This is a genomic window from Streptomyces sp. NPDC032091, assembly GCF_055580265.1.
In genome coordinates, this window is the sequence record NZ_JBVILR010000011.1 from 15843 (window position 1) to 41335 (window position 25493).

24 protein-coding genes and 1 pseudogene are annotated in these 25493 nt (G+C 74.3%); 11 read left to right on the forward strand and 14 right to left on the reverse strand.

Annotation, left to right across the window (positions count from 1 at the left end):
• The first annotated feature begins 11 nt into the window (after nucleotides 1-11).
• Entirely contained in the window at nucleotides 12-512 is a 501-nt protein-coding gene (locus ACZ5NJ_RS19185) for a CinA family protein (protein ID WP_468766218.1), read from the forward strand.
• Nucleotides 513-621: 109 nt separating this feature from the next.
• On the forward strand, nucleotides 622-1002 hold the full coding sequence (locus ACZ5NJ_RS19190; RefSeq protein ID WP_007266936.1) for a helix-turn-helix domain-containing protein: 381 nt from the start codon (nucleotides 622-624) through the stop codon (nucleotides 1000-1002).
• 452 nt (nucleotides 1003-1454) lie between these two features.
• Here the strand turns inward: ACZ5NJ_RS19190 and ACZ5NJ_RS19195 are convergent, their stop codons facing one another.
• The 4 genes from ACZ5NJ_RS19195 to ACZ5NJ_RS19210 form a co-directional block, all read right to left on the reverse strand.
• Entirely contained in the window at nucleotides 1455-2225 is a 771-nt protein-coding gene (locus tag ACZ5NJ_RS19195) for an SDR family NAD(P)-dependent oxidoreductase (RefSeq protein WP_468766219.1), read from the reverse strand.
• A gap of 32 nt (nucleotides 2226-2257) precedes the next feature.
• The gene (locus ACZ5NJ_RS19200) at nucleotides 2258-3070 is read right to left on the reverse strand and encodes an Fpg/Nei family DNA glycosylase (protein ID WP_468766220.1); all 813 of its coding nucleotides are present in this window, start codon (nucleotides 3068-3070) and stop codon (nucleotides 2258-2260) included.
• Between the two features lie 156 nt (nucleotides 3071-3226).
• Nucleotides 3227-3934: a hypothetical protein gene (locus ACZ5NJ_RS19205; protein ID WP_468766221.1), complete on the reverse strand. Its 708-nt coding sequence runs from the start codon at nucleotides 3932-3934 to the stop codon at nucleotides 3227-3229.
• 181 nt (nucleotides 3935-4115) lie between these two features.
• Nucleotides 4116-8714: an ATP-dependent helicase gene (locus tag ACZ5NJ_RS19210; protein WP_468766222.1), complete on the reverse strand. Its 4599-nt coding sequence runs from the start codon at nucleotides 8712-8714 to the stop codon at nucleotides 4116-4118.
• Nucleotides 8715-8802: 88 nt separating this feature from the next.
• Here ACZ5NJ_RS19210 and ACZ5NJ_RS19215 point away from each other — a divergent pair, with 88 nt between their 5' ends.
• The 3 genes from ACZ5NJ_RS19215 to ACZ5NJ_RS19225 are packed head-to-tail and all read left to right on the forward strand — an operon-like array spanning nucleotide 8803 to nucleotide 10714.
• Nucleotides 8803-9636 carry an AraC family transcriptional regulator gene (locus tag ACZ5NJ_RS19215; protein ID WP_468766223.1) on the forward strand — a complete coding sequence of 278 codons (834 nt, stop codon included), beginning with the start codon at nucleotides 8803-8805 and terminating at the stop codon, nucleotides 9634-9636.
• A 59-nt stretch (nucleotides 9637-9695) separates the two neighbouring features.
• The gene (locus ACZ5NJ_RS19220) at nucleotides 9696-10409 is read left to right on the forward strand and encodes an AzlC family ABC transporter permease (protein ID WP_468766224.1); all 714 of its coding nucleotides are present in this window, start codon (nucleotides 9696-9698) and stop codon (nucleotides 10407-10409) included.
• The gene (locus ACZ5NJ_RS19225; protein ID WP_079430087.1) at nucleotides 10406-10714 is read left to right on the forward strand and encodes an AzlD domain-containing protein; all 309 of its coding nucleotides are present in this window, start codon (nucleotides 10406-10408) and stop codon (nucleotides 10712-10714) included. The genes ACZ5NJ_RS19220 and ACZ5NJ_RS19225 overlap by 4 nt, the downstream gene beginning before the upstream one ends.
• Before the next feature lie 7 nt (nucleotides 10715-10721).
• Here the strand turns inward: ACZ5NJ_RS19225 and ACZ5NJ_RS19230 are convergent, their stop codons facing one another.
• Nucleotides 10722-11663, reverse strand: coding sequence for a hypothetical protein (locus tag ACZ5NJ_RS19230; RefSeq protein ID WP_468766225.1), 942 nt, complete (start codon nucleotides 11661-11663; stop codon nucleotides 10722-10724).
• An 81-nt stretch (nucleotides 11664-11744) separates the two neighbouring features.
• Between ACZ5NJ_RS19230 and ACZ5NJ_RS19235 the strand changes: the two genes are divergently transcribed.
• Together ACZ5NJ_RS19235 and ACZ5NJ_RS19240 are read left to right on the forward strand one after the other, a co-directional pair.
• Nucleotides 11745-11939, forward strand: coding sequence for a DUF3046 domain-containing protein (locus ACZ5NJ_RS19235; protein ID WP_468766226.1), 195 nt, complete (start codon nucleotides 11745-11747; stop codon nucleotides 11937-11939).
• Nucleotides 11940-12228: 289 nt separating this feature from the next.
• Entirely contained in the window at nucleotides 12229-13311 is a 1083-nt protein-coding gene (locus ACZ5NJ_RS19240) for an AI-2E family transporter (protein ID WP_468766371.1), read from the forward strand.
• Here the strand turns inward: ACZ5NJ_RS19240 and ACZ5NJ_RS19245 are convergent.
• Together ACZ5NJ_RS19245 and ACZ5NJ_RS19250 are read right to left on the reverse strand one after the other, a co-directional pair.
• Complete coding sequence (locus ACZ5NJ_RS19245) at nucleotides 13265-14020, reverse strand: Clp protease N-terminal domain-containing protein (protein WP_468766227.1); 756 nt, start codon at nucleotides 14018-14020, stop codon at nucleotides 13265-13267. The genes ACZ5NJ_RS19240 and ACZ5NJ_RS19245 overlap by 47 nt on opposite strands.
• Nucleotides 14021-14138: 118 nt before the next feature.
• The gene (locus tag ACZ5NJ_RS19250) at nucleotides 14139-14564 is read right to left on the reverse strand and encodes a hypothetical protein (RefSeq protein WP_468766228.1); all 426 of its coding nucleotides are present in this window, start codon (nucleotides 14562-14564) and stop codon (nucleotides 14139-14141) included.
• 299 nt (nucleotides 14565-14863) lie between these two features.
• Between ACZ5NJ_RS19250 and ACZ5NJ_RS19255 the strand changes: the two genes are divergently transcribed.
• The gene (locus tag ACZ5NJ_RS19255; RefSeq protein ID WP_468766229.1) at nucleotides 14864-15694 is read left to right on the forward strand and encodes a S1 family peptidase; all 831 of its coding nucleotides are present in this window, start codon (nucleotides 14864-14866) and stop codon (nucleotides 15692-15694) included.
• A 91-nt stretch (nucleotides 15695-15785) separates the two neighbouring features.
• Here ACZ5NJ_RS19255 and ACZ5NJ_RS19260 read toward each other — a convergent pair whose 3' ends face one another.
• The gene (locus tag ACZ5NJ_RS19260; RefSeq protein WP_468766230.1) at nucleotides 15786-16250 is read right to left on the reverse strand and encodes an SRPBCC family protein; all 465 of its coding nucleotides are present in this window, start codon (nucleotides 16248-16250) and stop codon (nucleotides 15786-15788) included.
• 332 nt (nucleotides 16251-16582) lie between these two features.
• On the opposite strand from ACZ5NJ_RS19260, the gene recA reads away from it, so the two are divergent.
• The 3 genes and pseudogenes from recA to ACZ5NJ_RS19275 all read left to right on the forward strand — a co-directional run bounded on the left by recA (nucleotide 16583) and on the right by ACZ5NJ_RS19275 (nucleotide 20901).
• A complete protein-coding gene (gene recA, locus ACZ5NJ_RS19265; RefSeq protein WP_468766231.1) occupies nucleotides 16583-17692 on the forward strand; it encodes a recombinase RecA in 1110 nt (369 codons plus the stop codon).
• Nucleotides 17602-18264 (forward strand): annotated as a pseudogene (gene recX / locus ACZ5NJ_RS19270) (recombination regulator RecX); the annotation flags it as partial. The gene recA and the pseudogene recX, both read left to right, overlap by 91 nt.
• 87 nt (nucleotides 18265-18351) lie before the next feature.
• Nucleotides 18352-20901: an ABC transporter permease gene (locus ACZ5NJ_RS19275; protein WP_468766232.1), complete on the forward strand. Its 2550-nt coding sequence runs from the start codon at nucleotides 18352-18354 to the stop codon at nucleotides 20899-20901.
• A gap of 43 nt (nucleotides 20902-20944) precedes the next feature.
• Here ACZ5NJ_RS19275 and ACZ5NJ_RS19280 read toward each other — a convergent pair whose 3' ends face one another.
• From ACZ5NJ_RS19280 to ACZ5NJ_RS19305, 6 genes are all read right to left on the reverse strand, one after another.
• Complete coding sequence (locus ACZ5NJ_RS19280; protein WP_468766372.1) at nucleotides 20945-21349, reverse strand: rhodanese-like domain-containing protein; 405 nt, start codon at nucleotides 21347-21349, stop codon at nucleotides 20945-20947.
• Nucleotides 21340-21873: a cupin domain-containing protein gene (locus ACZ5NJ_RS19285; RefSeq protein WP_468766233.1), complete on the reverse strand. Its 534-nt coding sequence runs from the start codon at nucleotides 21871-21873 to the stop codon at nucleotides 21340-21342. The genes ACZ5NJ_RS19280 and ACZ5NJ_RS19285 overlap by 10 nt, the downstream gene beginning before the upstream one ends.
• A gap of 79 nt (nucleotides 21874-21952) precedes the next feature.
• Nucleotides 21953-22039, reverse strand: a complete 87-nt coding sequence (locus ACZ5NJ_RS19290) for a putative leader peptide (RefSeq protein ID WP_311318651.1) — start codon at nucleotides 22037-22039, stop codon at nucleotides 21953-21955.
• Between the two features lie 32 nt (nucleotides 22040-22071).
• Entirely contained in the window at nucleotides 22072-23643 is a 1572-nt protein-coding gene (locus ACZ5NJ_RS19295) for an FAD-dependent monooxygenase (RefSeq protein ID WP_468766234.1), read from the reverse strand.
• Between the two features lie 164 nt (nucleotides 23644-23807).
• Nucleotides 23808-24701 (reverse strand): amino acid ABC transporter permease, encoded by an 894-nt coding sequence (locus ACZ5NJ_RS19300; protein ID WP_468766235.1) that lies wholly within the window; start codon nucleotides 24699-24701, stop codon nucleotides 23808-23810.
• Complete coding sequence (locus tag ACZ5NJ_RS19305; RefSeq protein WP_468766236.1) at nucleotides 24698-25372, reverse strand: amino acid ABC transporter permease; 675 nt, start codon at nucleotides 25370-25372, stop codon at nucleotides 24698-24700. Before ACZ5NJ_RS19305 ends, ACZ5NJ_RS19300 begins: the two co-directional genes overlap by 4 nt.
• Nucleotides 25373-25493: the final 121 nt, after the last annotated feature.

Below are 25493 nucleotides of genomic sequence, written 5' to 3' on the forward strand. Positions count from 1 at the left end.
GTGCTGCGGGAGTGGCCGAAGACGTACTGCGGCTGCTTGCGGAGAGTGACCAGACCCTCGCCGTGGCGGAGTCGCTCACCGGGGGGATGGTGGCCGCCGAGCTGACGGCGGTGCCGGGCGCCTCACGCTCCTTCCGCGGGTCGGTCACGGCGTACGCCACGGAACTCAAGCACCGGGTCCTCGGGGTGGACGCCGCGCTGCTGGCCGCCGAAGGCGCCGTGAACGCCCAGGTCGCGGCCGAGATGGCGGGCGGGGTGCGGCGCGTGATGGGCGCTTCGTGGGGGATCGCGACGACCGGAGTGGCCGGTCCGGAGCCCCAGGACGGGCAGCCGGTGGGCACCGTCTTCATCGCCGTGGCGGGTCCGGGGGGCAGGAAAACGGCCCGGCTGCGGTTGAACGGCTCCCGTACGGAAATCCGTAGGGAGAGTGCACGCACAGTGCTCGAACTGCTCTCAAGCGAACTCCGCGAGAATCGGCGGGGGCAGGATACGGAACAGAACGGGGGGATTTGATGTTTGCAGCCCTGAGTGAACACGACATCGCTCCCCGCACGGCCGCGGCGCGAGGCGGTACGGTGGGGCGTGAAGGTTACGGCTACACGGTCAGAGGAGGGAGCCACCGATGATTCTGCTCCGTCGCCTGCTGGGTGACGTGCTGCGTCGGCAGCGCCAGCGCCAGGGCCGTACTCTGCGCGAAGTCTCCTCGTCCGCCCGAGTTTCGCTCGGCTATCTCTCCGAGGTGGAGCGGGGGCAGAAGGAGGCATCCTCCGAGCTGCTCTCCGCGATCTGCGACGCGTTGGACGTACGGATGTCCGAGCTGATGCGCGAAGTCAGTGACGAGCTGTCGCTGGCCGAGCTCGCGCAGTCGGCAGCCGCAAGCGAACCGGTGCCGGCACCGGTGCGCCCGATGCTCAATTCGGTCTCCGTGGCCTCGGTCACGGGTGGACCCGAACGGGTGACCATCAAGGCACCCGTGGAAGCGGTGAACGTCGTAGCCGCTTGAGTACCGCGAGCTGGACACGTGGGTGTGGCGGAGCCCCGGGTGGTGCGTGAGGCACCGGCCGGGGCTCTTTGCCGTCCGCGGGCCCCCGTCGTGCGGCCGTGCGCCCGGTGTTCTGGGTGCGGGGGCCGGGGGCGTGGGGGAGGATGGGCGCGACCGGTACCCGGCCCTCTGGGAGGTGGCCGTGCGGCTGTTACTGCGCATACCCGTGGCTTTGCCCGTCGCCCTGGCCCTGCCCCTCCTGCTGGCCCTGGGCGCGCTGTGGTGGTGGGCCGTGGTGAGGCTGGCGGTGGTGCCGGCCGAGGCGGGGCCCGTGGAGGGCGCGATAGCGATAGGCGGCTGGGGGCTGGGGCTGTTGCCCGTGCACTGCGTACCGGGCCCCGTGCGCAGGGTTCGGGCCGGGTGTCGCGGCGGCCCTCCGGAGCCCCCGGGCGGTGGTGCGGGCGCGGTGGGGGTCACCAGGGCATCGACACCCCTCCGTTCGGCCGAAGGATCTGGCCGGTCATGAAGGACGAGGCGTCCGATGCCAGGTAGAGCACGGCGTGGGCGATGTCCTCGCTCTCGCCGACCCGGCGCAGCGGGGACATCCGGACCATGGCGGCCTCGGTCTGTTCCTGGGCCTCGGGGCTGTGGCGGGCGGTCATGGGGGTGCGGATCCATCCCGGGGCGACGGCGTTGACGCGGATGCCGTGCGGGCCGCTCTCGGTGGCCAGGGTCCTGGTCAGCTGGACCACGGCGGCCTTGGCGGCGCTGTAGCAGAGCAGGCCGGGCTGGGCGGCGTCCACGGCGCCGGAGGCCATCGTGACGACCGAGCCGGGGCGACCGGCGGCGATCATGGCGCGGACGGCCTCCTGGCAGGTGCGCAGGACCCCCTTGAAGTTGATGTCCAGGACCCGGTCGAGGTCCTCGTCGGTGGTGTCCAGGACGCTGCTGGTGTGCATGACCCCGGCGATGGCGGCGGCGATGTCGAGCGGCCCGGCCGCGGCGACGGCGGCCCGCAGGGCGGCGCGGTCGGTGACGTCGAGGGGGTGGGCGGTGGCGGTGCCGCCGGCCTTGGCGATCAGGGCCGTGGTCTCGGCCAGTCCCCGCTCGTCGCGGTCCGCGCCGTGCACGGACGCGCCCGCCGCGGCGAGCAGGAGCGCGGTGGCCCTGCCGATGCCGGCGGCGGCTCCGGTGACGAACGCGGTGCGGCCGGTGAGGTCGTACGCGGTGATGGGTGTGGGCATGCCAGGACGGTACGAGCGGATCTGACGGGCCGTCAATTGGTTGGCGCGTCCGGGGTGGGGCCGGACTGGCAGCGGGGGCACCAGTACGTGGGCCGGCCGTCCTGCGGGGCCTGGCGCACGGGGGTGCCGCAGCGCAGGCAGGGGCGGCGGGCGCGGCCGTAGACGAAGAGCTCCCGGCCGGGGCGGCGGCTGCCGGTCGTGTTGCGGGGGCCGCCGTGGCCGGTGTTCGCGGCGAGGAGGCGCTGGGCGGCGGCCGCGATGCGGGCGGCGGTGACGCCGGGGTCGGGGAGCGCGCCGACCGGGGTCCAGGGGGTGACGGCGGCCAGGAAGCAGAGTTCGGACTTGTAGATGTTCCCGATGCCCGCCAGGTTCCGCTGGTCGAGCAGGGCCTCGCCGAGGGGGCGGCCGGGGGTGGCGAGGAGGTTGGCGGCGGCCCGGTCCTGGTCCCAGTCGGGTCCCAGGAGGTCGGGGCCCAGATGTCCGACGGCCCGTCCCTCGTCGGCGGTCCGCAGCAGTTCGAGGACGGGGAGGCGGTAGCCGACGGCCGTGGCGTCCGCTGTGCCCAGCACGGCCCGGATCTCGTAGTGGGGGCCGCCGCGCCACTTCTCGTCGGGGGCGAAGACGTACCAGGCGCCGTCCATGCCGAGGTGGCTGTGGAGGGTGAGGCCGCCTTCGAGGCGGGCGAGGAGGTGCTTGCCGCGCGGGGTGACGTCCAGGGTGGTGCGGCCGGCGAGGTCGGCGGTGGCGAAGCGGGGGACGCGGAGGTCGGCATGGGTGAGGGGCTTGCCCGCGAGGGCGGCGTGCAGGCGGGCCGCGACGCGGTGGACGCTGTCTCCTTCGGGCATGGCGCCATTGTCGCGCCGCCGGGGGGCCGGGAGCCGCTGCGCCGCCCGGACGGGGGCATCACGCCGCCCGGCGGGGAACGCGGAACCCCCCGGGCGGGGTGGCCGCCGCAGGGGGTTCGCGCGATCAGGAGGGGTGAGGGCCCGGGGGGCCGCTCATCACTTCCAGGTGAGGCCCTTCTGGGCCGGCTTGTTCAGGTTGTTGTACGGGTCGCCCCAGTACTCGGCGCCGGTGACCTTGGCGCCGGTCGGCGCGAGGGCGACGGCGCAGGAGGCCTGGGTCTTGCCGTTGGTGAAGCCCGACGGCAGGGACTCGTTCGGGCACTTGTCGAACTTGCCGGCGATCAGCAGGACGCCGGACTCGGCGCCGCCGTCGAGCACACCCTTCATGTGGCCGACGGAGGCGAAGGACAGGTCCGTCGTGCCGGTGTTCTTGGCCGTGTAGTGGATGTAGAAGGGCGTCTGGCCCTTCACCTTGTCGCCGACGTTCAGGGACGCCAGGTCCGCCGGGTTCCCCGGCTCGATGCTGGTGACCGTGAGGGCGAGCTGGCCGCTCTTGCTGCCGGAGGTGAACGGGACGGTCGCGGCCTGGCCGATCTTGAAGGACTGGCCGGACGTGGCCACCGCGCCGCCGCCGCCGGCGGGGGCGCCGGAGGCGCCGTCGTAGCCGCCCGCGGCCGGGGAGCTCGGGGCGCCGGCCGGCGGGGTGGCGTAGCCGCCGGACTGGGAGGGCTGGGAGGCCGGGGCGGACGGAGTCGCCGGGAGGGCCTCCTCGTTGCCGTCCTTGCAGCCCGTCAGGACCAGGGTTCCGGCCACGGCGAGGCCGGCCGCGGCCAGGGTGGTCTTGCGCATGCTGATGCTGCTCACTTCTCTTCTCCCCCATGACTGTGCACCGCCCATGCAGTGCCTGTGATCACCTTTGATAAGGCATGGATAAGCGCCAGTGCCAGCCCAGGAGCGGCTGGCAGCGGTTTCGTGACATGGCCAAGACATACGTGTCTGAGTCGAGACCGGACCGGGTTCCGGCCGCTTCCCCGGCCGGGAACCGCTAGTTGCGCAGGCGCAGGCCCCTCGGGGTGGCGTGGAAGCCGGCTGTCTCCAGGGCCTGGCCGAACGGGGAGGTGAGGGCCGCGGTGGCGTTGACGCGCTCCACCGTCAGGTCCGGGAGGGTGCCCGCGCGGGAAGCGGCCACCAGGGCGTCCGTGGCCGCCGCGAGGCGCGGGTCGCCCGGATCCGGCCAGGCCAGCAGGGTCTTGCCGCCGCGTTCCAGGTAGAGGGTGAGCTCACCGTCGACCAGCACCACCAGCGAACCCGCCTTGCGGCCCGGCTTGTGGGTGGCCCCGGCCGGGGGCTCCGGCCAGGGCAGGGCGGCCCCATACGCGTTCGCCGGATCGGCGGCGGCCAGGACCACCGCCGCCAGCGGGGGCGGGGTCCGCTCGGCCGCGCGGAGCCGGTCCACCGCACCGTCCATCGCGAACTGGGCCGCGCCGAGCCCTTCCACCACGTAGCCCCGGCGGGCCTGCCCGCTGTCCTCGAAGGCCGACAGGATCCGGTACACCGCGCTGAAGCCGCCCTCGACGCCCTCGGCCGCCACCGCCCCCCGCGTGACCACCCCGTGCCGGTCGAGCAGGGTGCGGGCCAGGGCGTGGGCGCGGTGGGTGGGATCCGGGGCCTGCTCCGGCAGGAGCGACCAGCGGCCCGAGACCGTGGGCGGCCCCGTACGGGAGACGGTCGCGCTCAGGCTGCCGTACCGGCCGCGCGGGACCGTGCGGCGGGCCCGGTGGGCGGTGGCGCCCGCCGTACGGCCCGAGCCCAGCAGGGAACGCAGCGGGGCCAGGGTGTCGTTGGTGAGGCGGCCCGACCAGGCCAGGTCCCACAGGGCCGAGGACAGCTCCAGGTCCGTGGCCTCCGGATGGCGGGCCCGGACGGCCTGGGTGAGCTGGCGGAAGAACAGGCCGTACCCGCCCGAGAGGGCCTCCAGCACCGCCTGGTGCAGCGGACCCGGCTCCAGCGGGTGCGGCTCCGGCAGCAGCATGGGGGCCGCGTCCGCCAGGTACAGGGAGATCCAGCCGTCCTTGCCCGGCAGGGCCCCCGCACCGGCCCACACCACCTCGCCGGTGGTGGTCAGTTCGTCCAGCAGGGCCGGGGTGTACCCGGCGACCCGCGACGGCAGGATCAGCCGCTCCAGCGCCGAGGCCGGCACCGGGGCGCCCTGGAGCTGCTCCACGGCGCGCGCCAGGCCGTCGATCCCGCGCAGCCCGCCGCCCAGGTGCTGCCACTGGGGCAGGAAGGTGGCCAGCGACGCCGGCGGCACGGGCTCCAGCTCCTGGCGCAGGGCCGCCAGCGAGCGGCGGCGCAGCCGGCGCAGCACCGCCGCGTCGCACCACTCCTGGCCGATGCCCGCCGGATGGAACTCGCCCTGCACGACCCGGCCGGCCGCCGCGAGCCGGTGCAGGGCGCCCTCGGTCACCGCCGCGCCCAGGCCGAAGCGGGCGGCGACGGCGGTCGTGGTGAACGGGCCGTGGGTACGCGCGTAGCGGGCCAGCAGATCGCCGAGCGGATCCTTGACCGGCTCGGTGAACGCCTCCGGGACCCCCACCGGCAGCGCCGTGCCCAGGGCGTCCCGCAGCCGCCCCGCGTCCTCGACCGCCGCCCAGTGCTCCACGCCGCCGATCCGCACCCGGATCGCCCGGCGGGCGGCTCCCAGGGAGGCGGCCCAGCCCGGCTCCGCGCCCCGCTCCGCCAGCTCCGCCTCCGTCAACGGGCCCAGCAGGCGCAGCAGATCGGCCACCGACTCGGCGTCCTTGGCGCGCCGGTCCTCCGTCAGCCACTGGAGCTCCCGCTCCAGTTCCTCCAGCACCTCGGCGTCGAGGAGCTCGCGCAGCTCGGCCTGGCCCAGCAGCTCCGCCAGCAGCCGCGAGTCCAGCGACAGCGCGGCCGCCCGCCGCTCGGCCAGCGGCGAGTCCCCCTCGTACAGGAACTGGGCCACGTACCCGAACAGCAGGGAGCGGGCGAACGGCGAGGGCTCGGGGGTGGTGACCTCCACCAGCCGGACCCGGCGCGCCTCCACGTCCCCCATCAGCTCGGTCAGGCCCGGCACGTCGAACACGTCCTGGAGGCACTCGCGCACGGCCTCCAGCACGATCGGGAAGGAGCCGAACTCGGAGGCCACCTGGAGCAGTTGCGAGGCCCGCTGGCGCTGCTGCCACAGCGGGGTGCGCTTGCCGGGGCTGCGGCGCGGCAGCAGCAGGGCCCGCGCCGCGCACTCGCGGAACCGGGAGGCGAACAGGGCCGAGCCGCCCACCTGGTCCGTGACGATCTGCGCGACGTCCCCCCGGTCGAACGCGACGTCGGCCGCGCCCAGCGGCGCCTGTTCGTCGTCGAACTCGAACGACGGGGGCCGGGCGGGATCGTGGTCGAGGAGGTCCAGGTCCATGGAGAGCAGGTCGGCGTCCGGCAGGCGCAGCACGATGCCGTCGTCGGCATGCATCACCTGGGCGTCCATGCCGTACTTCTCCGCCAGCCGGGCGCTCAGCGCCAGCGCCCACGGGGCGTGCACCTGGGCGCCGAAGGGGGAGTGCACGACGACCCGCCAGTCGCCCAGCTCGTCGCGGAACCGCTCCACCACGATGGTCCGGTCGTCCGGCACGTGCCCGCAGGCCTCCCGCTGCTCCGCCAGGTACGCCAGGACGTTGCCGGCGGCCCACGCGTCCAGCCCGGCCGCCAGCAGCCGCAGCCGGGCGTCCTCGTCGGAGAGCGCGCCGAGCTCGCGCAGGAACGCGCCGACCGCGCGGCCCAGTTCCAGGGGGCGGCCCAACTGGTCGCCCTTCCAGAACGGCAGCCGGCCCGGCACCCCGGGCGCCGGGGTGACCAGGACCCGGTCGCGGGTGATGTCCTCGATCCGCCAGGAGGTCGTGCCCAGGGTGAACACGTCACCCACGCGGGACTCGTAGACCATCTCCTCGTCGAGCTCGCCGACCCGGCCGCCGCCCTTCTTCGGGTCGGCGCCCGCGAGGAAGACCCCGAAGAGCCCGCGGTCGGGGATGGTGCCGCCGGAGGTCACCGCCAGGCGCTGCGCGCCCGGCCGGCCGGTGATCGTCCCGGCGACCCGGTCCCACACCACCCGCGGTCTGAGCTCGGCGAACGCGTCCGACGGGTAACGGCCCGCCAGCATGTCCAGCACCGAGGTGAACGCCGACTCCGGCAGCGCCGCGAAGGGCGCCGCCCGCCGCACCAGCGCGAGCAGGTCGTCCAGCTGCCAGGTGTCCATGGCCGTCATCGCGACCAGCTGCTGGGCGAGCACGTCGAGCGGGTTGGACGGGATCCGCAGGGACTCGATCGCCCCCGACCGCATCCGCTCCGTGACCACCGCGGCCTGCACCAGGTCCCCCCGGTACTTGGGGAAGACCACCCCGGTCGAGACCGCGCCCACCTGGTGCCCCGCCCGGCCCACGCGCTGGAGCCCCGACGCCACCGACGGCGGCGACTCCACCTGTACCACCAGGTCCACGGCGCCCATGTCGATGCCCAGCTCCAGGCTGGAGGTCGCGACCACGGCGGGCAGCCGGCCCGCCTTGAGGTCCTCCTCCACCAGCGCCCGCTGTTCCTTCGACACCGAGCCGTGGTGCGCCCGCGCCAGCAGCGGCGGCGCGCCCTGCGCCGCGCCCGACTGGGCCATGACCTCGGCCGGCGGCGGCGCGCCCTCGCCGAGCAGCTCGCCGGTGGCGCGCTCGTAGGCGATCTCGTTGAGCCGGTTGCACAACCGCTCCGCGAGACGGCGGGAGTTGGCGAACACGATCGTGGAGCGGTGGGCCTGCACCAGGTCCGCGATCCGCTCCTCCACATGCGGCCAGATCGACGGCTTGTCCCCGCCCTCGCGGCCCTCGGTGGCGGGGGAGCCGCCCAGCTCGCCCATGTCCTCCACCGGGACGACCACCGACAGGTCGAACTCCTTGGCCGACGGCGGCTGCACGATCTCCACCCGGCCGCGCGGCGCGAGGTAGCGGGCCACCTCCTCCACCGGCCGGACCGTCGCCGACAGCCCGATCCGGCGGGCCGGGCGCGGCAGCAGCTCGTCCAGCCGCTCCAGGGAGAGGGCCAGATGCGCGCCGCGCTTGGTCCCCGCGACCGCGTGCACCTCGTCCAGGATCACGGTCTCGACCCCGGACAGCGCCTCCCGGGCCGCCGACGTCAGCATCAGGAACAGCGACTCCGGCGTGGTGATCAGGATGTCCGGCGGACGCAGCGACAGCGCCCGGCGCTCGGCGGCCGGGGTGTCCCCGGAGCGGATCCCCACCCGGACGTCCGGCTCGGGCAGCCCCAGGCGGGCCGACTCCTGCCGGATTCCCGTCAGCGGGCTGCGCAGATTGCGCTCCACGTCCACCGCGAGGGCCTTCAGCGGCGACACGTACAGCACCCGGCAGCGCTTCTTCGGCTCGGCCGGCGGCGGCTGGGAGGCCAGCCGGTCCAGGGCGGCGAGGAAGGCGGCGAGCGTCTTGCCGGAACCGGTGGGCGCCACGACCAGGACGTCCGACCCCTCCCCGATGGCCCGCCAGGCGCCCTCCTGCGCGGACGTGGGCGTACGGAAGGCCCCCGTGAACCACGAGCGGGTCGCGGGGGAGAACGAGTCGAGCGCAGCGCCTGCCATGCCCCCATCGTGCACCCGGCCACTGACAGCGGGCCGGACCTGCGCAAACGCGCGGTGGCGCGGGGGCGCGGGGGCGCAGAATGAGGGGATGGGGAAGGACGACGCGGGCCGCGAGTGGGCCCGGCACTGGCGCTACCCGCAGCTGCCCGGACTGGACCTGCTGCGCGCCCACTACGTGCGCCACACCTTCCCGCGCCACGCGCACGACGGGTACGTCATCGCCGCCGTCACCGGCGGCATCGAGGAGATCGGCATGCCCGGCGGCACCCTGCGGGCCGGTGCGGGCAGCGTGGTGCTGATCAATCCCGAGGTCCCGCACACCGCCCGGGCCGGGGAGCCCGAGGGCTGGGCGTACTCCACGCTCTACCCCTCCCGCGAGCTGATCACCGAGGTGGCCGACGAGATCGGCACCCTGCGCGGCACCCCCGGTTTCACCGCGGAGATGGTCCTCGACGCGCAGGGCGCGCGGCTGATCACCGAGGTGCACCGGGCCGCCGAGGCCGGCAACGCGCTGGCCGCCGACACGCTGCTGCGGTCCGTGGTGGCCCGGATGCTCAGCCGGCACGCCGCGCCGCTGCCGGTCCGTGCGGTGGCGCGCGCGGGCGGCTCCGACGCGGAGCGGGCGCGGGCGGTGCTGGAGGAGCGGATGGCCGAGCCGCCCTCGCTGGAGCAGCTCGCGGCGGAGCTGGGGACCGGCCCGTTCGCGCTGCTGCGGGCCTTCCGGGAGCGGTACGGGATGCCGCCGCACACCTGGCTGACCGATGCGCGGGTGCGGCGGGCGCGGCGGCTGCTCGACGCGGGGCGCGCACCGGCGGAGGTGGCCGTCGCCGTCGGCTTCACCGACCAGCCGCACCTGAACCGGCACTTCACCCGCATCGTCGGCGTCCCGCCCGGCGCCTACCGGCGGGGGCGGGCGGGATAGGGGCGCGGCGCGCAAGAACGTACAAGACCCGGCCCGGCCCGTACCCCTACCTTCGCGGGGTGGGAACAGAACAGGTGGTCATACGAGAGGCCCCCGACGGGGTCGGAGGGCGGCCGCGGGCCGCCGTCGTGCGGGACGCGCTGGGCGTCGGGGTGGCGGTCGGGCTGTCCGGGTTCGCGTTCGGGGTGACCGCCGCGGGCGCCGGGATCAGCGTGCTCCAGGCCTGTGTGCTGAGCCTGCTCGTCTTCACCGGGGCCTCCCAGTTCGCGCTGGTCGGGGCACTGGCCGCGGGCGGGAACCCGTTCACCGCCGCCGCCGGGGCCTTCTTCCTCGGCACCCGCAACGCCTTCTACGGGCTGCGGCTCTCCCAGCTCCTCGCCCTCCCCGCGGCCGTCCGGCCCCTCGCCGCGCACTGGGTCATCGACGAGACCACCGCCGTGGCCCTCGCCCAGCCCGACCGCAGGTCGGCCCGGCTCGGGTTCACCGTCACCGGGCTCAGCCTCTACCTGCTGTGGAACCTCACCACCCTGCTCGGCGCGCTCGGCGCCGAGGCCATCGGGGACACCGCCGCCTGGGGGCTGGACGCCGCCGGTCCCGCCGTCTTCCTCGCCCTCCTCGCCCCCATGCTCAAGACCACCACCGAACGGGCCGTCGCCGGGCTCGCGCTCGTCCTCGGGCTGGGCTTCCTGCCCGTGCTGCCCGCCGGGGTGCCCGTGCTGATCGCCGCGCTGGCCGCACCCGCCGTGCTGTGGCTGAAGGGACGCCGCTCGTGAACGTCTGGATCGCCATCGGGCTCACCGTCGCCGGATGCTACGCCGTCAAGCTCGCCGGGCTCCTCGTCCCCGCCGGGGCCCTGGAACGGCCGGCGGTGCGCCGGCTCTCCGCCCTGCTCCCGGTCGCGCTGCTCGCGGCGCTCACCGCCCAGCAGACCTTCAGCACCGGCCACGACCTGGTCCTCGACGCCCGCGCCGCCGGGCTGGCGGCCGCCGCCGTGGCGCTGCTGCTGCGCGCCCCGTTCCTGGTGGTGGTCGCCGCGGCGGTGGTCGTCACCGCCGGAGTGCGCGCCCTCGGCGGCTGAGCCGCCCCTATGCCAGGGGCCGCCCGTACGCCCTCAGGGTCAGCAGCGCCTCGATGGTGACGATCGGCCGCCGCTCCAGGGTGCCGCCCGGGGCCCAGGCGCGGCGGCGCACCGGCCAGCCGCCGTCCGGCTGCTGCTCCGCCGCCAGGAAGTCCAGCGCGCGGCTCATCTCCTCGTCGGTGAACCAGCCCCGGGCCAGCGACTCCGGCCGCCGCGCGTAGTCGTACGGGAAGAGCGGCTCGCCCGGGGCGTAGCCGGGGGAGTGGGGGTACTCCTCGCGGCGGGCCGGGTCGAGCACCGCCAGGCGCCGCTCGCGCACCAGCCGGCCCAGCCGGTCCGCGGCCGCCGCGGCGCGGGGCCGGTCGGGGACCCCGTCGAGGAAGGCCACCGCGCCCTGGACCTCGTACGGGTGCGCCTGCCGCAGCGTCTCGACCCGCTCCCAGCAGAACTCCGTGGCCCGGAAGAGCCAGGCGTCCCAGATCCGGTTGCGGTGCAGCACCCCCACGACCGGCCCCGTCGTCACCAGCTCGCCCGGCGGGTCGTCGGCCGTCGGGTGCCAGGGGGCGGCCGGGTGCCCGCGCGGGACCGGGACGGCCAGCGGGAGCGCGCCCTCCGGGGTGGAGATCCGGGTCAGGTGGCGGCAGAGCCGCTCGATGCGCCGCCCGGCGCAGCGGCCGAGGCCGTCGAGGACCCGCAGGGCGTGCGCGGTGTGCAGGGGCTGGCTCAGCGGGCCGCGCAGATCGGGGTCCAGGGCGTGGCCGTAGCCGCCGTCGGCGCCCAGGTAGGAACCGAGGGCGGTGTCGACCGGGTCGGCGTCCCCGCCGAGGAAGTGGTACGCGAACCGGTGCTGCTCCAGCACCCGGGCCGTGAGCCAGATGAACTGCTCGGCGCGCGCCAGCGGGGCGGGTGCGGCCGCCGGGGAGGGCGCGGAACCTTCGTCTCCAGGCATGCGAGCCACCGTAGGGCGCGGGGACCCCGGCCGAGGGCGGCAACGGGGACGGTGCACTCTCCGGGGCGGGATACTGGGGTCATGCGGTTGACGATTTTCTGGGAGCGGATGGCGGAGCACTTCGGCGCGGCCTACGCCGACTCCTTCGCGCGGGACCACGTCCTGTCCGAGCTGGGCGGGCGCACGGTCCACCAGGCGCTGGACGCGGGCTGGGAGACGAAGGACGTGTGGCGGGCGGTCTGTTCGGCGATGGACGTGCCGGCCTCGCTGCGCTGACCCCCGCGGCCTCGCGGTCCGGGCGGCTTGGTCCGGGCGGCTTCGTGGTCCGGGCCGCGTGTGGGACAGACTGGGCGGCGTGGCAGCGACAGACGAGACGACCGAACGGCCCGAAGACCCGCAGGACGCACAGGACCCGCAGGACGCGCGGAGCCGAGTACCCGCCGGGGCGGCCCGCTCGGGGGGCAGCCCCGACGCACCTCCCCCCGGCCCCGCCCCCGCGCAGGGCCCGGGCGGCGGGCCCGAGGGGCCGGCGCCCGCTGCCGCCCCGGCCGGGGGAGACGCGCGGATGCCACGCTGGCTGCCCCGCGCGGTGGTCCTCGTACTGGCGCTCGTCGCGTGCTTCCAGCTCGGCAGCTGGGCCTTCCACCAGCTGATCGGGCTGCTCGTCAACGTCCTGATCGCGTTCTTCCTGGCCCTGGCGGTCGAACCCGCCGTGGCCGGGATGGCGGCCCGCGGCATGCGCCGGGGGCTCGCCACCTTCCTGGTGTTCCTGGGCGTGTTCGTCGCGGCCGCCGGGTTCCTCGCGCTGCTCGGCTCGATGCTCGCCGGGCAGATCGTCGACATGGTGGAGGGGTTCCCCCGCTACCTCGACCAGGTGATCGACTGGATCAACCGCACCTTCCGCACCGAGCTGTCCCGCCTGGAGATCCAGGACAGCCTGGTGCACTCCGACTGGCTCCGGAAGTACGTGCAGAACAGCGCCAGCGGGGTGCTCGACGTCTCCACCACCGTGCTCGGCGGGCTCTTCAGGCTGCTGACGGTCGGCCTGTTCTCCTTCTACTTCGCCGCCGACGGGCCCAGGCTGCGGCGCGCCCTGTGCTCCGTACTGCCGCCCGCGAAGCAGTCGGAGGTGCTGCGGGCCTGGGAGATCGCCGTCGCGAAGACCGGCGGCTACCTGTACTCGCGCGGGCTGATGGCACTGGTCTCCGGTATCGCCCACTACGTGGTCTTCGCGGTCCTCGGGGTGCCGTACGCGCCCGCCCTCGCGGTGTGGGTGGGGCTGGTCTCCCAGTTCATCCCCACCATCGGCACCTACCTGGCGGGCGCGCTGCCGACGCTGATCGCCTTCACCCTCGATCCCTGGTACGCGGTGTACGTGCTGGGCTTCGTGGTGGTTTACCAGCAGTTCGAGAACTACGTCCTCCAGCCGAAGCTCACCGCCAGGACGGTGGACATCCACCCGGCGGTGGCCTTCGGCTCCGTCATCGCCGGCACCGCCCTGCTGGGCGCGGTCGGGGCGCTCATCGCGATCCCGGCCGTGGCCACCCTGCAGGCCTTCCTCGGCGCGTACGTGAAGCGGTACGAGGTGGCGGGCGAGGAACCTACCGCTGCCCGTCCGCGCCGAGTACGGCTGCCAGGGCTTCGGTGACGGCCGCCTCGGCGGTGGCCTTGTCCAGGCCGAGCCCGCTGAGCGTGCCCTCGCCGTTCTCCAGCTCCAGCAGGGCGAGCAGGATGTGCTCGGTGCCCACGTAGCCGTGGCCCAGGCGCAGGGCCTCGCGGAAGGTGAGCTCCAGGGCCTTCTTGGCGTTGGCGTCGAAGGGGACGAGGGCGGGCATCTCCTGCGCCGCCGGGGGGAGGGTGGCGGTCGCGGCGGCGCGCAGGGCCTCCGCCGAGACGCCCTGGGCGGCGAGGACGAGTCCGGCCAGGCCGTCGGCCTCGGCCAGCAGGCCCAGCGCCAGGTGCTCGGTGCGGATCTCGGCGTTGCCGGCGGCGCGGGCCTCGTTCTGCGAGGCGATGACGACGTTGCGGGCGCGGGGCGTGAAGCGGGCGAAGCCCGCTTCGGGGTCGAGGCCGGGGTCGCCCTCCTTGTCGGCCTTGGGGACGAAGCGCTTCTGGGCGGCCTGGCGGGTGACGCCCATGCTGCGGCCGATGTCGGTCCAGGAGGCGCCGGAGCGGCGGGCCTGGTCGACGAAGTGGCCGATGAGGTGGTCCGCCACGTCCCCGAGGTGCTCGGCCGCGACGACGGCGCCGCTGAGCTGCTCCAGGGTGTCGGCGTGGGAGTTCTTGATGGCCTCGATCAGGTCGTCGAGGCGGACGGGATTGGTGATCCGGACGGGTTCCACGGAAGGGTTCGTCATAGGTGCAACCGTAGGTTGACACCTGAGGGGTGTCAACCATGGGTTGTCACTCGGGGGGTGGAGGGGGCTGGGGACGTGTCCCCTCCACCCCGCCGGCTCGCGCGGGGCCGGGCGAGCGTCAGGCGGCCGGCTGGTTCTGGCCCGCCAGCAGGCCCAGCAGCTGGTCCATCTCGTTCCGCCAGATGCGGTGCACGTTCATGCGGGTCGAGGTCGCCTGGCCGGGGAGCTGCATGCGGAACGAGCTCCAGATGGCGTTGCGCTTGACCTCGGTGATGGTCCCGACGGCCTCGTGGGGCGGTATCGCGAAGACGATCTCCTGCGGGCGGTTGCTCATCCGGCTGGCCCGGTGGAGCACCACGGCCTGCTCGGTCACGGTGACGAAGTAGTAGCTGAGGAACGCCTGGCCGATGAGGCCGAGCATGCTCATCAGCCACACGCTCGGGCCCGCGATGGCCTGGATCGTGACGAGGGGGCGGTCGCCGGGGTTGGCCTGGGCGAGGGCTTCTGCGACCTGCTGCTGGATCGTGGCCTTCTTGACGGCCATGGGTCCTCCTGAGCGGAATTTCACGGCCCCCGTCGTCGGGGGCACCGCAGAGTACCGGCCATCCGCGCGCCGCTCCGCGCCAGCCCGGAGGTGTGGGTCATGCGCCCTGAATTGGGTTCCCCCGCCCGCCTCGCGGGGTGTTGGAGCGATTGATTCCGTTTGCTGTCGGGGTCCTTGGGGTGCCCTGGCCTCCAACTCCCCACGCCCTATTGTGCGTTGACCCCGCTGGGCCAAGAATGCAGTGCACATGTCAACCGAAGGATCTTCGGTCGCATTCGTCACCAGAGGGGAACCCCCACATGAACAAGCCTCTCGCCGGCGCCGTGCTGTCCCTGCTCCTGACCGGAGCGGCGGCGACACCGGCCGTGGCCCAGGCCCCCGCCCCCCAGCGGGCCGCCGCGGTCACCTACGCGGGCACGGTCGCGCTCAGCAACTGCTCCGGCTCCGTGGTCCGCACGCCCGGCTCGCAGCCGGACGACCCCGCGCTCGTCCTCTCCAACGGCCACTGCCTGGAGACCGGCTTCCCGGCGGCCGGCGAGGTCCTCGTCAACCGCGCGTCCAGCCGTACCTTCTCCCTGCTCAACGCCGCGGGCTCCAGGGTCGCGACCCTGCGCGCGAGCAAGATCGCGTACGGGACGATGACGGACACCGACGTCTCGCTCTACCAGCTGACCAAGACCTACGCGCAGATCCAGAGCCAGTACGGCATCGCCGCGCTCACCCTCAACGACACCCACCCGGTGCAGGGTTCCTCGATCAAGGTGGTCTCCGGCTACTGGAAGCGCACCTACAGCTGCAGCGTCGACGGCTTCGTGTACCGCCTCAAGGAGGGCGACTGGACCTGGAAGGACTCGGTCCGCTACACCTCGTCCTGCAACACCATCGGCGGCACCTCCGGTTCGCCGGTGATCGACACGGCGACCGGCAGGGTCGTCGCCGTCAACAACACCGGCAACGAGGACGGCCAGCGCTGCACGGAGAACAACCCGTGCGAGGTGGACGAGGCGGGCAACGTGACGGTCCGCCAGGGCATCAACTACGCCGAGGAGACCTACGTCCTCGTCCCGTGCATCGGCCCCGGCAACCAGATCGACCTGAACCGCCCCGGCTGCACCCTGCCGAAGCCGTAGCCCCGCCCTGACGCAACCGTCCCCGCGGCCCCGCCGCCTCCGGCCGACCGGAGGCGGCGGGGCCGCGGCGCGTCCGCTCCCCCCGGGCCGGTCACCCGCGGGGCCGGCCGCCGGGGGCGGTGAGGGCGGTGGCGGCGGCGTCCAGGATGCTGCCGAAGGCCCGGGTGACCAGCGGGTGCACGAGCAGGCGGGTGGCCCGGGCGCCGAGGAGGGGGACGCGGACCTCGGCGCGGGTGGTCCAGCGGACGAGGGTGCCGCCGTCGGTCTCCGAGAAGGTCATCCGGCCCAGCTCGTGCCGGGACGGCGGCCAGCTGCGCGTGACGGTGTACTCGGTGGCGTACGGGGGGTCGTAGCGGGTGATGCGCTCCTCGAACCAGCCGATGAGCCAGAGGTGGCGGCGGACGGCGCCGACCCCGTACGGCGCCCCGGCGCCGCGTCGGGTCAGACGGCAGCGCAGCACCAGGGGCGAGGCCTCGTAGTGGGTGGTCGTGGTCAGCCAGCCGAACACCTCGTGGACGGGTGCGGCGATGAAGCGCTCGACGGTCACGGTCTCCATGGCGGGTGCCCTCCTCGGTCGGGGATCGTCATGGGGACAGGCCGGGCCGGCGGAACGTGACGGCCGGGCGGTGTGACGCGCACCACAGGGCGGAGCCCTCGCAGGGGCCCCGTCGTTGGTCCCCGGGGAAGCCCCCGCCGGGGGCGGCGGAGGGCGTTCCGCCTTCGGTGCGAAGGCGTTGGCGGGGGCGGCGCGCCCGGCTTGACAGGGAAATCGAACATCCATTCTGATGAGTTATCCACAGCCGCAACGGGCGTGGAAGCGCATTGTCAGTGGCAGGCGTTAGCGTCAATGGCGTGAAGCGATCGACTCAAGCAAACCGGGTGGAACCCATGGCAGGCACCGACCGCGAGAAGGCTCTCGACGCCGCGCTCGCACAGATTGAACGGCAATTCGGCAAGGGTGCGGTCATGCGCCTCGGCGACAAGCCGAACGACCCCATCGAGGTCATCCCCACCGGGTCGACCGCGCTGGACATCGCCCTCGGCGTCGGCGGGCTGCCGCGCGGCCGTGTGGTCGAGATCTACGGCCCGGAGTCCTCCGGTAAGACGACCCTGACGCTGCACGCCGTGGCCAACGCGCAGAAGGCCGGCGGCACCGTCGCCTTCGTCGACGCGGAGCACGCGCTCGACCCGGAGTACGCCAAGGCCCTCGGCGTCGACACCGACAACCTCATCCTGTCCCAGCCGGACACCGGTGAGCAGGCCCTTGAGATCGTCGACATGCTGGTCCGCTCCGGCGCCCTCGACCTGATCGTCATCGACTCCGTCGCGGCCCTCGTGCCGAAGGCGGAGATCGAGGGCGAGATGGGCGACTCGCACGTCGGTCTCCAGGCCCGTCTGATGAGCCAGGCGCTCCGCAAGATCACGGGTGCGCTCAACCAGTCCAAGACCACCGCGATCTTCATCAACCAGCTCCGCGAGAAGATCGGCGTGATGTTCGGCTCCCCGGAGACCACGACGGGTGGCCGCGCGCTGAAGTTCTACGCCTCGGTGCGCATCGACATCCGCCGCATCGAGACCCTCAAGGACGGCACGGAGGCGGTCGGCAACCGCACCCGCTGCAAGGTCGTGAAGAACAAGGTCGCGCCCCCCTTCAAGCAGGCCGAGTTCGACATCCTCTACGGCCAGGGCATCAGCCGCGAGGGCGGCCTGATCGACATGGGCGTGGAGCACGGCTTCATCCGCAAGGCGGGCGCCTGGTACACGTACGAGGGCGACCAGCTCGGCCAGGGCAAGGAGAACGCCCGCAACTTCCTGAAGGACAACCCCGACCTCGCCAACGAGATCGAGCGGAAGATCAAGGAGAAGCTGGGCGTCGGCGTGCGCAAGGCCGCCGAGGGCGGCGAGGCGGCCGCGGCCACCGAACCGGCCGACGCCTCCGTACCCGCCCCGGCGTCGAAGGCCAAGCCGGCGGCCAAGGCCGCCGTCGCCAAGAGCTGACCGTGCGGGAAGAGCAGGAGCGGGGCGGCAGAGCGAGGGGCGGCCGTGAGGGCCGCCAGGAGCTGCCGCCCCAGAGTCCCGAGGAGCAGGCCCGGGCGATCTGCCTGCGCCTGCTCACCGGGATGCCGCGCACCCGGCGGCAGCTCGCGGACGCCCTGGCGAAGCGGGGCATCCCCGAGGAGGTCTCCGAAGCGGTCCTCTCCCGGTACGAGGAAGTGGGCCTGATCGACGACGCCGCGTTCGCCGGGGCCTGGGTCGAGTCCCGGCACCGCGGCCGGGGCCTGGCCCGCCGGGCGCTGGCGCAGGAGCTGCGGACCAAGGGGGTGCACACCACCCTGGTCCAGGAGGCCCTGGAGCAGCTGGACTCCGAGCAGGAGGAGCAGACCGCCCGGGAGCTCGTGGAGCGCAAGCTCCGCTCGACCCGGGGGCTGGAGCGTGACAAGCGGATCCGGCGCCTGGCCGGGATGCTCGCGCGCAAGGGCTACCCGGAGGGCATGGCCCTGCGGGTGGTGCGCCGCGCCCTGGAGGCGGAGGGCGAGGACGCCGACGAGCTGGGGTACCCCGGCGACTGACCCCCGCGCGGGCGGTGGGGGTAGCCCCCGGCGGGGAGGCCGGGGCGCTCCAGTGCCGGGAGCGGTGCCCGCCGACAGAGTGGACGCATGATGCTGCGTTACGCCCTTCGGACCGTCCGGCACCGCACAGCCGGTTTTCTCGGAGCCTTCGTCGCGCTCCTGTGCGCGGCGGCCCTGATCACCGCCTGCGGCACCCTCCTGGAGACCGGGCTCCGGGGGAGGATCGCCACCGAGCGCTACGCGGGCACTCCGGTGCTCGTCTCCGCCGACCAGAACGTCCACGCGACCACGGTCACGGAGAAGAAGGGCAAGACCAAGACGAAGCACAAGGCCAAGCCCGTCGCCGAACGGGCCTGGCTGCCGGCCTCCGCCGTGGACACCGTCCGCTCCGTCCCCGGGGTCGAACGGGCCGTCCCCGAGCTCACCTTCCAGGCCGTTCCGCTGGCCGGACCGGCGGCCAGCGCGAAGCCCTCGTACGGGCACGCCTGGACCTCCGCCTCCCTCACCCCCTTCACCCTCGCCGAGGGCCGTGCCCCCGGGAACGGCGACGAGATCGTCATCGACCGCGACCTGGCTGCGCGGACGGGCCTCGCGACCGGCGCCCGGCTCACCGTGCAGGCCACCGGCGACCCGAAGACCTACACCGTCAGCGGCGTGGCCCGCACCACCGCCGGCGGACTCGGCCACCAGAGCGCCCTCTTCTTCTCCGACGCCGAAGCCCAACGGCTCGCCGCCCGCACCGGCAGGGTCTCGGCCATCGGCGTCCTGCCCGGCGCCGGGGTCAACGCCGAGCAGCTCGCCGCCCGGGTCGCACGGGCCCTCGAAGGCACCACCGCGCGGGTCTCCACCGGTGACGACCGCGGCCCGGTCGAGTTCCTCGACGCGGCCGGCGCGCGCACCAAGCTGGTCTCCATGGGCGGAGCGATGGGTGGCACCTCCCTCCTCGTCGCGATCCTCGTGGTCACCGGCACCTTCGCCCTCACGGTCCGCCAGCGCCACCGCGAACTCGCCCTGCTGCGGGCCGTCGCCGCCACGCCCCGGCAGCTGCGGGGCATGCTCGGCCGCGAAGCACTCCTCGTCGGGTTGGCCGCCGGAATCGCCGGCGCCGTCGCCGGACTGCCGCTGTCCGCCTGGCTGCACGGCCGCTTCGTCGCCACCGGGGCCGTCCCCGCCACCCTGGAACGCACCGCCGGGATCTTCCCGATGCTCGCCGCCGTCGCCGCCACCCTGCTGGGCGGCTGGGCCGCGGCCCGGATCAGCGGGCGGCGCGTCACCCGGATCCGCCCCGCCGAAGCCCTGGCCGAAGCCGCCGTCGAGCCGCCCCGTCCCGGCTGGACCCGTACGGTCACCGGACTGCTCCTGCTGGCCGGCGGCGCCGCACTCGTCGTCGTCCTCGGCTCGCTGCGCACCGAACCGGCGTCGACGCCGGTCACCTTCCTGGCCGTGGTCGTGCTGGCCGGCGCCGTCTCGCTGCTCGGCCCGCTCCTGGTACGGGGCGCGGCCGCGCTGCTCGCCGGACCGCTGGCACTGACCGGTCCCGGCGGCCGCCTGGCCACCGCCAACCTGCGGGGCAACGCCACCCGCATGGCGTCCGCCGTCACCCCGCTCACCCTGCTGGTCGCGATGACCTGCACCGTGCTGTTCCTCACCCCCACCCTCGGCGACGCGGCCCGGACGCAGGCCCGCGAGGGCGTACGGGCGGCGTGGGTGCTCGGCGCCCAGGGGCCGGGGGTCGGCCCGCAGGCGGCCGAACGCGTCCGCCGCACGCCCGGGGTCACGGCCGCGACCGAGATCGTGCGCACCTCGGTACGGGTCGGCCTGGCGAAGTACGCGGCCCAGGGCGTGACCCCGGCCGGACTGACCCGCACCTGGGACCCCGGGGTCACCGCCGGCAGCCTGGAGGGCTTCGGCGAGGGCCGGGCGGCGGTCAGCGAACTCGCCGCCGAGCAGCTGGGACTGCGGCCGGGCAGCCCGCTGCGGCTGACCCTGGGCGACGGCACCCCCGTGACGCTGACCGTCTCCGCCGTGTACGCGCGGAGGCTGGGCTTCGGCGACGTGACGCTGCCGCACGCGCTGGTCGCCGCGCACGTCGACAACCCGCTGGCGAGCAGCGTGCTGGTGGCGGCGGAGCCGGGCGTCGGCCGGGAGCGGCTGGCCGCCGCGGCGGGGGCGCAGGGGGCACCGGGGGCGGTGTCGGTGCTGTCGGCGGCGCAGGCCGACGCGGCGCGGGCCCGCCGGGACGCGGCCGGGGCGGAGGTCGACCTGCTGGCCATGGGCCTGGTCCTGGCCTTCACCGCCATCGCGGTGGTCAACACCCTGGCCATGTCCACGGCCGAGCGGTACCGGGAGTACGCGCTGCTGCGGCTGGCGGGGGCGCAGCGGCGGCAGGTGCTGCGGATGCTGCGGGCCGAGGCGGTGGGGGTGCTGCTGATGGGGGTGGTGCTGGGGTCGGGGATCGCGGCGGCGGTGCTGACGGCTTTCAGCGTCGGGATGACGGGGGCGGCCGCGCCGGTGGTCCTGCCGGTGGTGTGGGCGGCGGTGGCCGGTGCGGCCGCGCTCCTGGCCCTCCCCGCCGTCGCCCTCCCGGGCCGCCGGGCCCTGCGGCTCCGCCCGGTGGACGCGGCGACGTCGTCCTGAGCGGGGGCGGGCAGGGGATCCCCGCCCCGCTCAGCGGCGGTCCCTACGCCGGGGTCGTGGGGAGGCCCGCGGCGCGCCAGGCCTGGAAGCCGCCCGTGAGGTCCGTCGCCCGGTGGAGTCCCAGCGCCCGGAGCGATGCCACCGCCAGCGAGGACGCGTAGCCCTCGTTGCAGATCACCACCGCCCGCACCTCGTGCGAGACGGCCTCCGTCAGGCGGTGCGACCCCTGGGGGTCCAGCCGCCACTCCAGTTCGTTGCGCTCCACGACCACCGCCCCCGGGATCACTCCGTCCCGCTCGCGCAGCGCCTGGTAGCGGATGTCCACCAGCAGGGCGTCCCCGTCGCGCCACGCCGCGTACGCGGCCTGCGGCTCCACCCGCGTGTACGCCGCGCGGACCCGCTCCAGGAGCTCGTCGATGCCCACAGGGCCCTGGGCGCTCACTGCCAGTCCGCCGGGCGCTCGACGTGCTCCAGGCGGAGGACGGCCCCGCTGCGGCTGTAGCGGCGGATCAGGGGAAGCGGCGGGTAGTAGGCGTGGACCGAGATCGCGTGCTCGGAGTCCGACGGGTTGAGCACCTCGTGGACGTGGTGCTCGCCGAAGGCCCGCCCGGTCTGCGCACCGAGGCTGCGGGTGCGGTCCACGTCCGGGGCCAGCTCCAAGGTCCGCCAGCCCTCCGAGGGCAGCCGCACCGTCAGGGAGTGCTCGGTGAGCCGGCCCCGCGCGGTCGCGAACGCGCCCCGCGACTCGGCGTGGTCGTGCCAGCCGGTGCCGGTGCCCGGCGGCCATCCGATCAGCCAGGCCTCGCTCCCGCCCGGGCCGTCGAGCCGGATCCAGGTCCGGCCCTCCGGATCGAGGGGCAGCGAGTCGACGACGCCGGGGTCGGCGGCGGTGCGCAGGGCGAAGGCGAGGAGTTCCGCCGCGGTGGGGGCGGTGGAGCGGGTAGGGGCGTGCGTGGACACGGAAGCAGACATCGGGGCGTGACCGTCCTGGGGTTCGCGAAAGGGGCGCGCGGGCCCGGAAGGGCAGCGGGGCGCGCGGGTAGGTGGCGAATCAGCAGGAGGGGCGACACACGCAGCCCGCGTAGCGGAGCAGGTCCATGTGAACCCTCCGCCACAGGCGTACGTCGTTGCCGGTCATTCGGCGAGTGAACCACGAGTGCCCGAGGGCGGTCAATCGATCACAGGGGCGGGTGTGGCGGGGGCACCCGCCGGAGCGCCCGCGCGTACCGCGTCCGCCGCCGCGTACAGCTCGGCCGGGCGGACCCCCGCGAAGGTCGCCGCGAGGTGCCCGTCGGGCCGCACCAGCAGGACGGTGTGCGCCGGAGCCCCCGGGTAGCCGTCCGCCACCAGCAGCTCGGCCGGGACCGGCAGGGCGGTCACGGCCGCGGCGAGCCGGGGCATCAGCCCGGCCCCCGCCCAGTGCCGCCGGTCCCACACCCCGGTACCCGGTGCGACCAGCAGCACCAGGAGCTTCCCCCGGCCCAGCAGGTCCCGCAGCGGGACGGTGGACCCGTCGGGTGCGCAGACCGGTACGTTCGCCACGGGGCCGCCCGGGTCCGTGTCCGTGGGGACCTCGCGCACGGCCACCGGCGGCGCGTACACCGGCCGGCCGCCCAGCGGGCCCCGGCCCAGGTGCCCGTCGGTGAGCAGGGATTCGGCGGACCGCCCCGACCCCGGCAGGAGGCTGCGCAGTCCGGCTCCGCCGCGCAGGACGGGCATGGTCTGGTCGGCGGCGCGCAGCCGGGCGGCGACGGCCGTGCGCCGCTCGCCCTCGTAGCTGTCGAGCAGGGCGGCGGAGGCCCCCTGGTGCCAGTCCAGGGCCAGCTTCCAGGCGAGGTTCTCCGCGTCGCGCAGTCCCTCCTCGACGCTCTGGGTGCCGAGCGCGCCCAGCAGGTGCGCGGCGTCGCCGGCCAGGAAGGCCCGGCCGTCGCGCCAGCGCCGGGCGAGGCGGTGGTGCTGGATGTGCACCCCGGTGTCGATGAGGTCGTACGGGGGAGTGCTGCCCCCGCACCACAGCGCCAGGGTGTCGCGGATCAGGGTGACGAGGGCGTCCGGGGTGACGAGGTCCCCGCGCGGGGGCAGCAGCCAGTCCAGCCGCCAGATTCCGTCGGACAGCGGCCGGGCGGTGATCTCCTCGGGCCCGGCCGGCGGGTTGCGGTGCAGCAACGCCTCTCCGGGCCAGGGCAGTTCGGCGCGCAGCGCGGCCACGGCGTGGCGCTCGACGGCGGTCCGGCCCGGGAAGCGGATGCCGAGCAGCTTGCGCACGGTGGAGCGGGCCCCGTCGCAGCCGACCAGGTGGCTGCCGCGCCACCAGGTGCTCTCCCCGCCCCGGGTGCGCGCGGTGACCCCGCGGTCGTCCTGCTCCAGGGAGTCCAGCTTGGTGTCGGTGACCAGTTGGACGAGGGGATGGGCGCCGGCGGCGGCGCGCAGACCGCGCGTGAGGGCGTGCTGCGGGACGTGCAGGGGGCCGGGGCGGTCCTCGAAGGTGATCCGCCGGACTTCCTGACGACGCCTCATGGTGCGCCAGGCCGCGTACCGGGCGCCCTCGTCGCCCAGGGTGGTGCAGCCCAGCCGGTGCACCATGGCCGTGGTGTCGGAGTGCAGCACGACGCTGCGGGCGGGCCGGGGCTCGTCCTTGCCGGGCCCTTCGTCGAGGAGGACGGAGGGCACGCCGTGGCCGGCCAGGGCGAGGGACAGGGAGAGTCCGACGGGGCCCGAGCCGACGACGATCACCGGGTCCATGATGCGGCTCCCGATGTCCGGTATGTGATCACAGAACGTATGCAACCCACTGGAGGTTCCGGCGTCAAGTGACCCCGGTCCGGACAAAGCAGTGTGGTGCGGCGGAGAGTTCCGCCGCACCACACAGGCTACGCATCATGCGGGACTGACCGGACGTCAGCCCCCTACGCCGCGGCCCCCGAGTTGGCCCCGGTGGCCAGGTCGTCCACCTCGGCCACGGCGAGCACCGCACCGGTGCTCTTCTTCGACTTCCTCAGCCGGCCTTCCATCCAGGAGGCGAAGGAGGTGAGGGCGAAGTTCACCGCGATGTAGATCAGCGCGACCACCACGAGCGTGGCGATGGTGTTGCTGTAGTTCGCCGAGATCTGTCGGTTCGCGGCCAGCAGGTCGGTGAGGCCGAGCAGCGAACCGCCGAGCGCGGTGTCCTTGAGGATCACCACGAGCTGGCTGACCAGGGCGGGCAGCATCGCCGTGACGGCCTGCGGGATCAGTACGTGGACCATGGTCTGGCCCTTGCGCATGCCGATCGCCTTGGCGGCGTCCGTCTGGCCGCGGGGCAGCGACAGCACGCCCGCGCGGACGATCTCGGCGATGACCGCCGCGTTGTACAGCACCAGGCCGGTGACCACCGCGTACAGCGGGCGGAAGTCGGAGGCCACGGCGGGCACGAACTTCACGAAGAACGCGTAGCCGAACATCATCAGCATCAGCACCGGGATGGCGCGGAAGAACTCGACGACGACACCGACCGGGACGCGCACCCAGGCGTGGTCGGAGAGCCGGCCGATGCCCAGCAGGGCGCCCAGGGGCAGGGCGATCACCATGGCGATCGCGCCCGACTTCAGGGTCTCGCCGAGGCCGGGGAGCAGATAGGTGCTCCAGACCCGCCCGTCGGTGACGAAGGGGCTCCACTTGTCGGCGTCGAGCTGGTGCTTCTCCGCCATGACGGACAGGATCCACCAAGCGGCGAGCGCGAACAGGACCAGGAAGACGGCCGTGTAGATCCAGTTGCGGGCCTTGGCCTTGGGGCCGGGGACGTCGTACAGCACCGAGGTCATCGCTTCACCGCCGCTCGCTTGGCCACCCAGCCCAGCAGCAGACCGGTGGGAAGGGTCAGCAGGCAGAAGCCGAGGGCGAAGATCCCGAAGACGGCGAAGAGCGCGTCCGCCTCGTTCTCGATCATTTCCTTCATCAGCAGGGCCGCTTCGGCCACGCCGATGGCCGCCGCCACCGTGGTGTTCTTGGTGAGGGCGATCAGTACGTTGGCGAGCGGAGCGATGACCGCCCGGAAGGCCTGGGGGAGCACGATCAGGGTGAGCACCTGGAAGAAGCTCAGCCCCAGCGCGCGGGCGGCCTCGGCCTGGCCCACGGGCACGGTGTTGATGCCCGAGCGCAGCGCCTCGCAGACGAAGGTACCGGTGTAAGCGGTCAGCGCGAGGACGGCCAGTCGGAACCCGGTCTCCTTGGAGGTGTCTCCGCCCAGGTTGATCGTGAGGGTCTGGTAGAGGCCCAGCGAGCTGCCGATGATCAGCAGGGTCAGCGGGGTGTTGCGGACCAGATTCACGTACGCGGTGCCGAAGGCCCGCATCAGCGGGACGGGGCTGACCCGCATCCCGGCCAGGACGGTGCCCCAGACCAGGGACCCCACCGCCGAGTAGAGGGTGAGCTGAACCGTCACCCAGAAGGCTCCGAGCAGGTCGTACTGCCCGGAATCAAGAAAGTCGAACACGATGCCCTGCGCTCTCCCCAGGATGGCCGGCGAGGTGGGGGGGGGGGGGGGGGAGAGGGGGGGGGGGGGGGGGGGGGAGAAAAAGAAAGCGAAATCGCTGGGTGGTGGGGGTGGGGGGGGT

Coding starts and splice junctions, on each gene's coding strand:
- ACZ5NJ_RS19300 (WP_468766235.1), bottom strand. CDS start 24,701: ATGACCTCGGTGCTGTACGACGTCCCCGGCCCCAAGGCCAAGGCCCGC.
- ACZ5NJ_RS19210 (WP_468766222.1), bottom strand. CDS start 8,714: ATGGCAGGCGCTGCGCTCGACTCGTTCTCCCCCGCGACCCGCTCGTGG.
- ACZ5NJ_RS19190 (WP_007266936.1), top strand. CDS start 622: ATGATTCTGCTCCGTCGCCTGCTGGGTGACGTGCTGCGTCGGCAGCGC.
- ACZ5NJ_RS19240 (WP_468766371.1), top strand. CDS start 12,229: ATGCCACGCTGGCTGCCCCGCGCGGTGGTCCTCGTACTGGCGCTCGTC.
- ACZ5NJ_RS19295 (WP_468766234.1), bottom strand. CDS start 23,643: ATGGACCCGGTGATCGTCGTCGGCTCGGGCCCCGTCGGACTCTCCCTG.
- ACZ5NJ_RS19215 (WP_468766223.1), top strand. CDS start 8,803: ATGGGGAAGGACGACGCGGGCCGCGAGTGGGCCCGGCACTGGCGCTAC.
- ACZ5NJ_RS19200 (WP_468766220.1), bottom strand. CDS start 3,070: ATGCCCGAAGGAGACAGCGTCCACCGCGTCGCGGCCCGCCTGCACGCC.
- ACZ5NJ_RS19230 (WP_468766225.1), bottom strand. CDS start 11,663: ATGCCTGGAGACGAAGGTTCCGCGCCCTCCCCGGCGGCCGCACCCGCC.
- ACZ5NJ_RS19285 (WP_468766233.1), bottom strand. CDS start 21,873: ATGTCTGCTTCCGTGTCCACGCACGCCCCTACCCGCTCCACCGCCCCC.
- recA (WP_468766231.1), top strand. CDS start 16,583: ATGGCAGGCACCGACCGCGAGAAGGCTCTCGACGCCGCGCTCGCACAG.
- ACZ5NJ_RS19255 (WP_468766229.1), top strand. CDS start 14,864: ATGAACAAGCCTCTCGCCGGCGCCGTGCTGTCCCTGCTCCTGACCGGA.
- ACZ5NJ_RS19290 (WP_311318651.1), bottom strand. CDS start 22,039: ATGACCGGCAACGACGTACGCCTGTGGCGGAGGGTTCACATGGACCTG.
- ACZ5NJ_RS19260 (WP_468766230.1), bottom strand. CDS start 16,250: ATGGAGACCGTGACCGTCGAGCGCTTCATCGCCGCACCCGTCCACGAG.
- ACZ5NJ_RS19245 (WP_468766227.1), bottom strand. CDS start 14,020: ATGACGAACCCTTCCGTGGAACCCGTCCGGATCACCAATCCCGTCCGC.
- ACZ5NJ_RS19235 (WP_468766226.1), top strand. CDS start 11,745: ATGCGGTTGACGATTTTCTGGGAGCGGATGGCGGAGCACTTCGGCGCG.
- ACZ5NJ_RS19195 (WP_468766219.1), bottom strand. CDS start 2,225: ATGCCCACACCCATCACCGCGTACGACCTCACCGGCCGCACCGCGTTC.
- ACZ5NJ_RS19275 (WP_468766232.1), top strand. CDS start 18,352: ATGATGCTGCGTTACGCCCTTCGGACCGTCCGGCACCGCACAGCCGGT.
- ACZ5NJ_RS19250 (WP_468766228.1), bottom strand. CDS start 14,564: ATGGCCGTCAAGAAGGCCACGATCCAGCAGCAGGTCGCAGAAGCCCTC.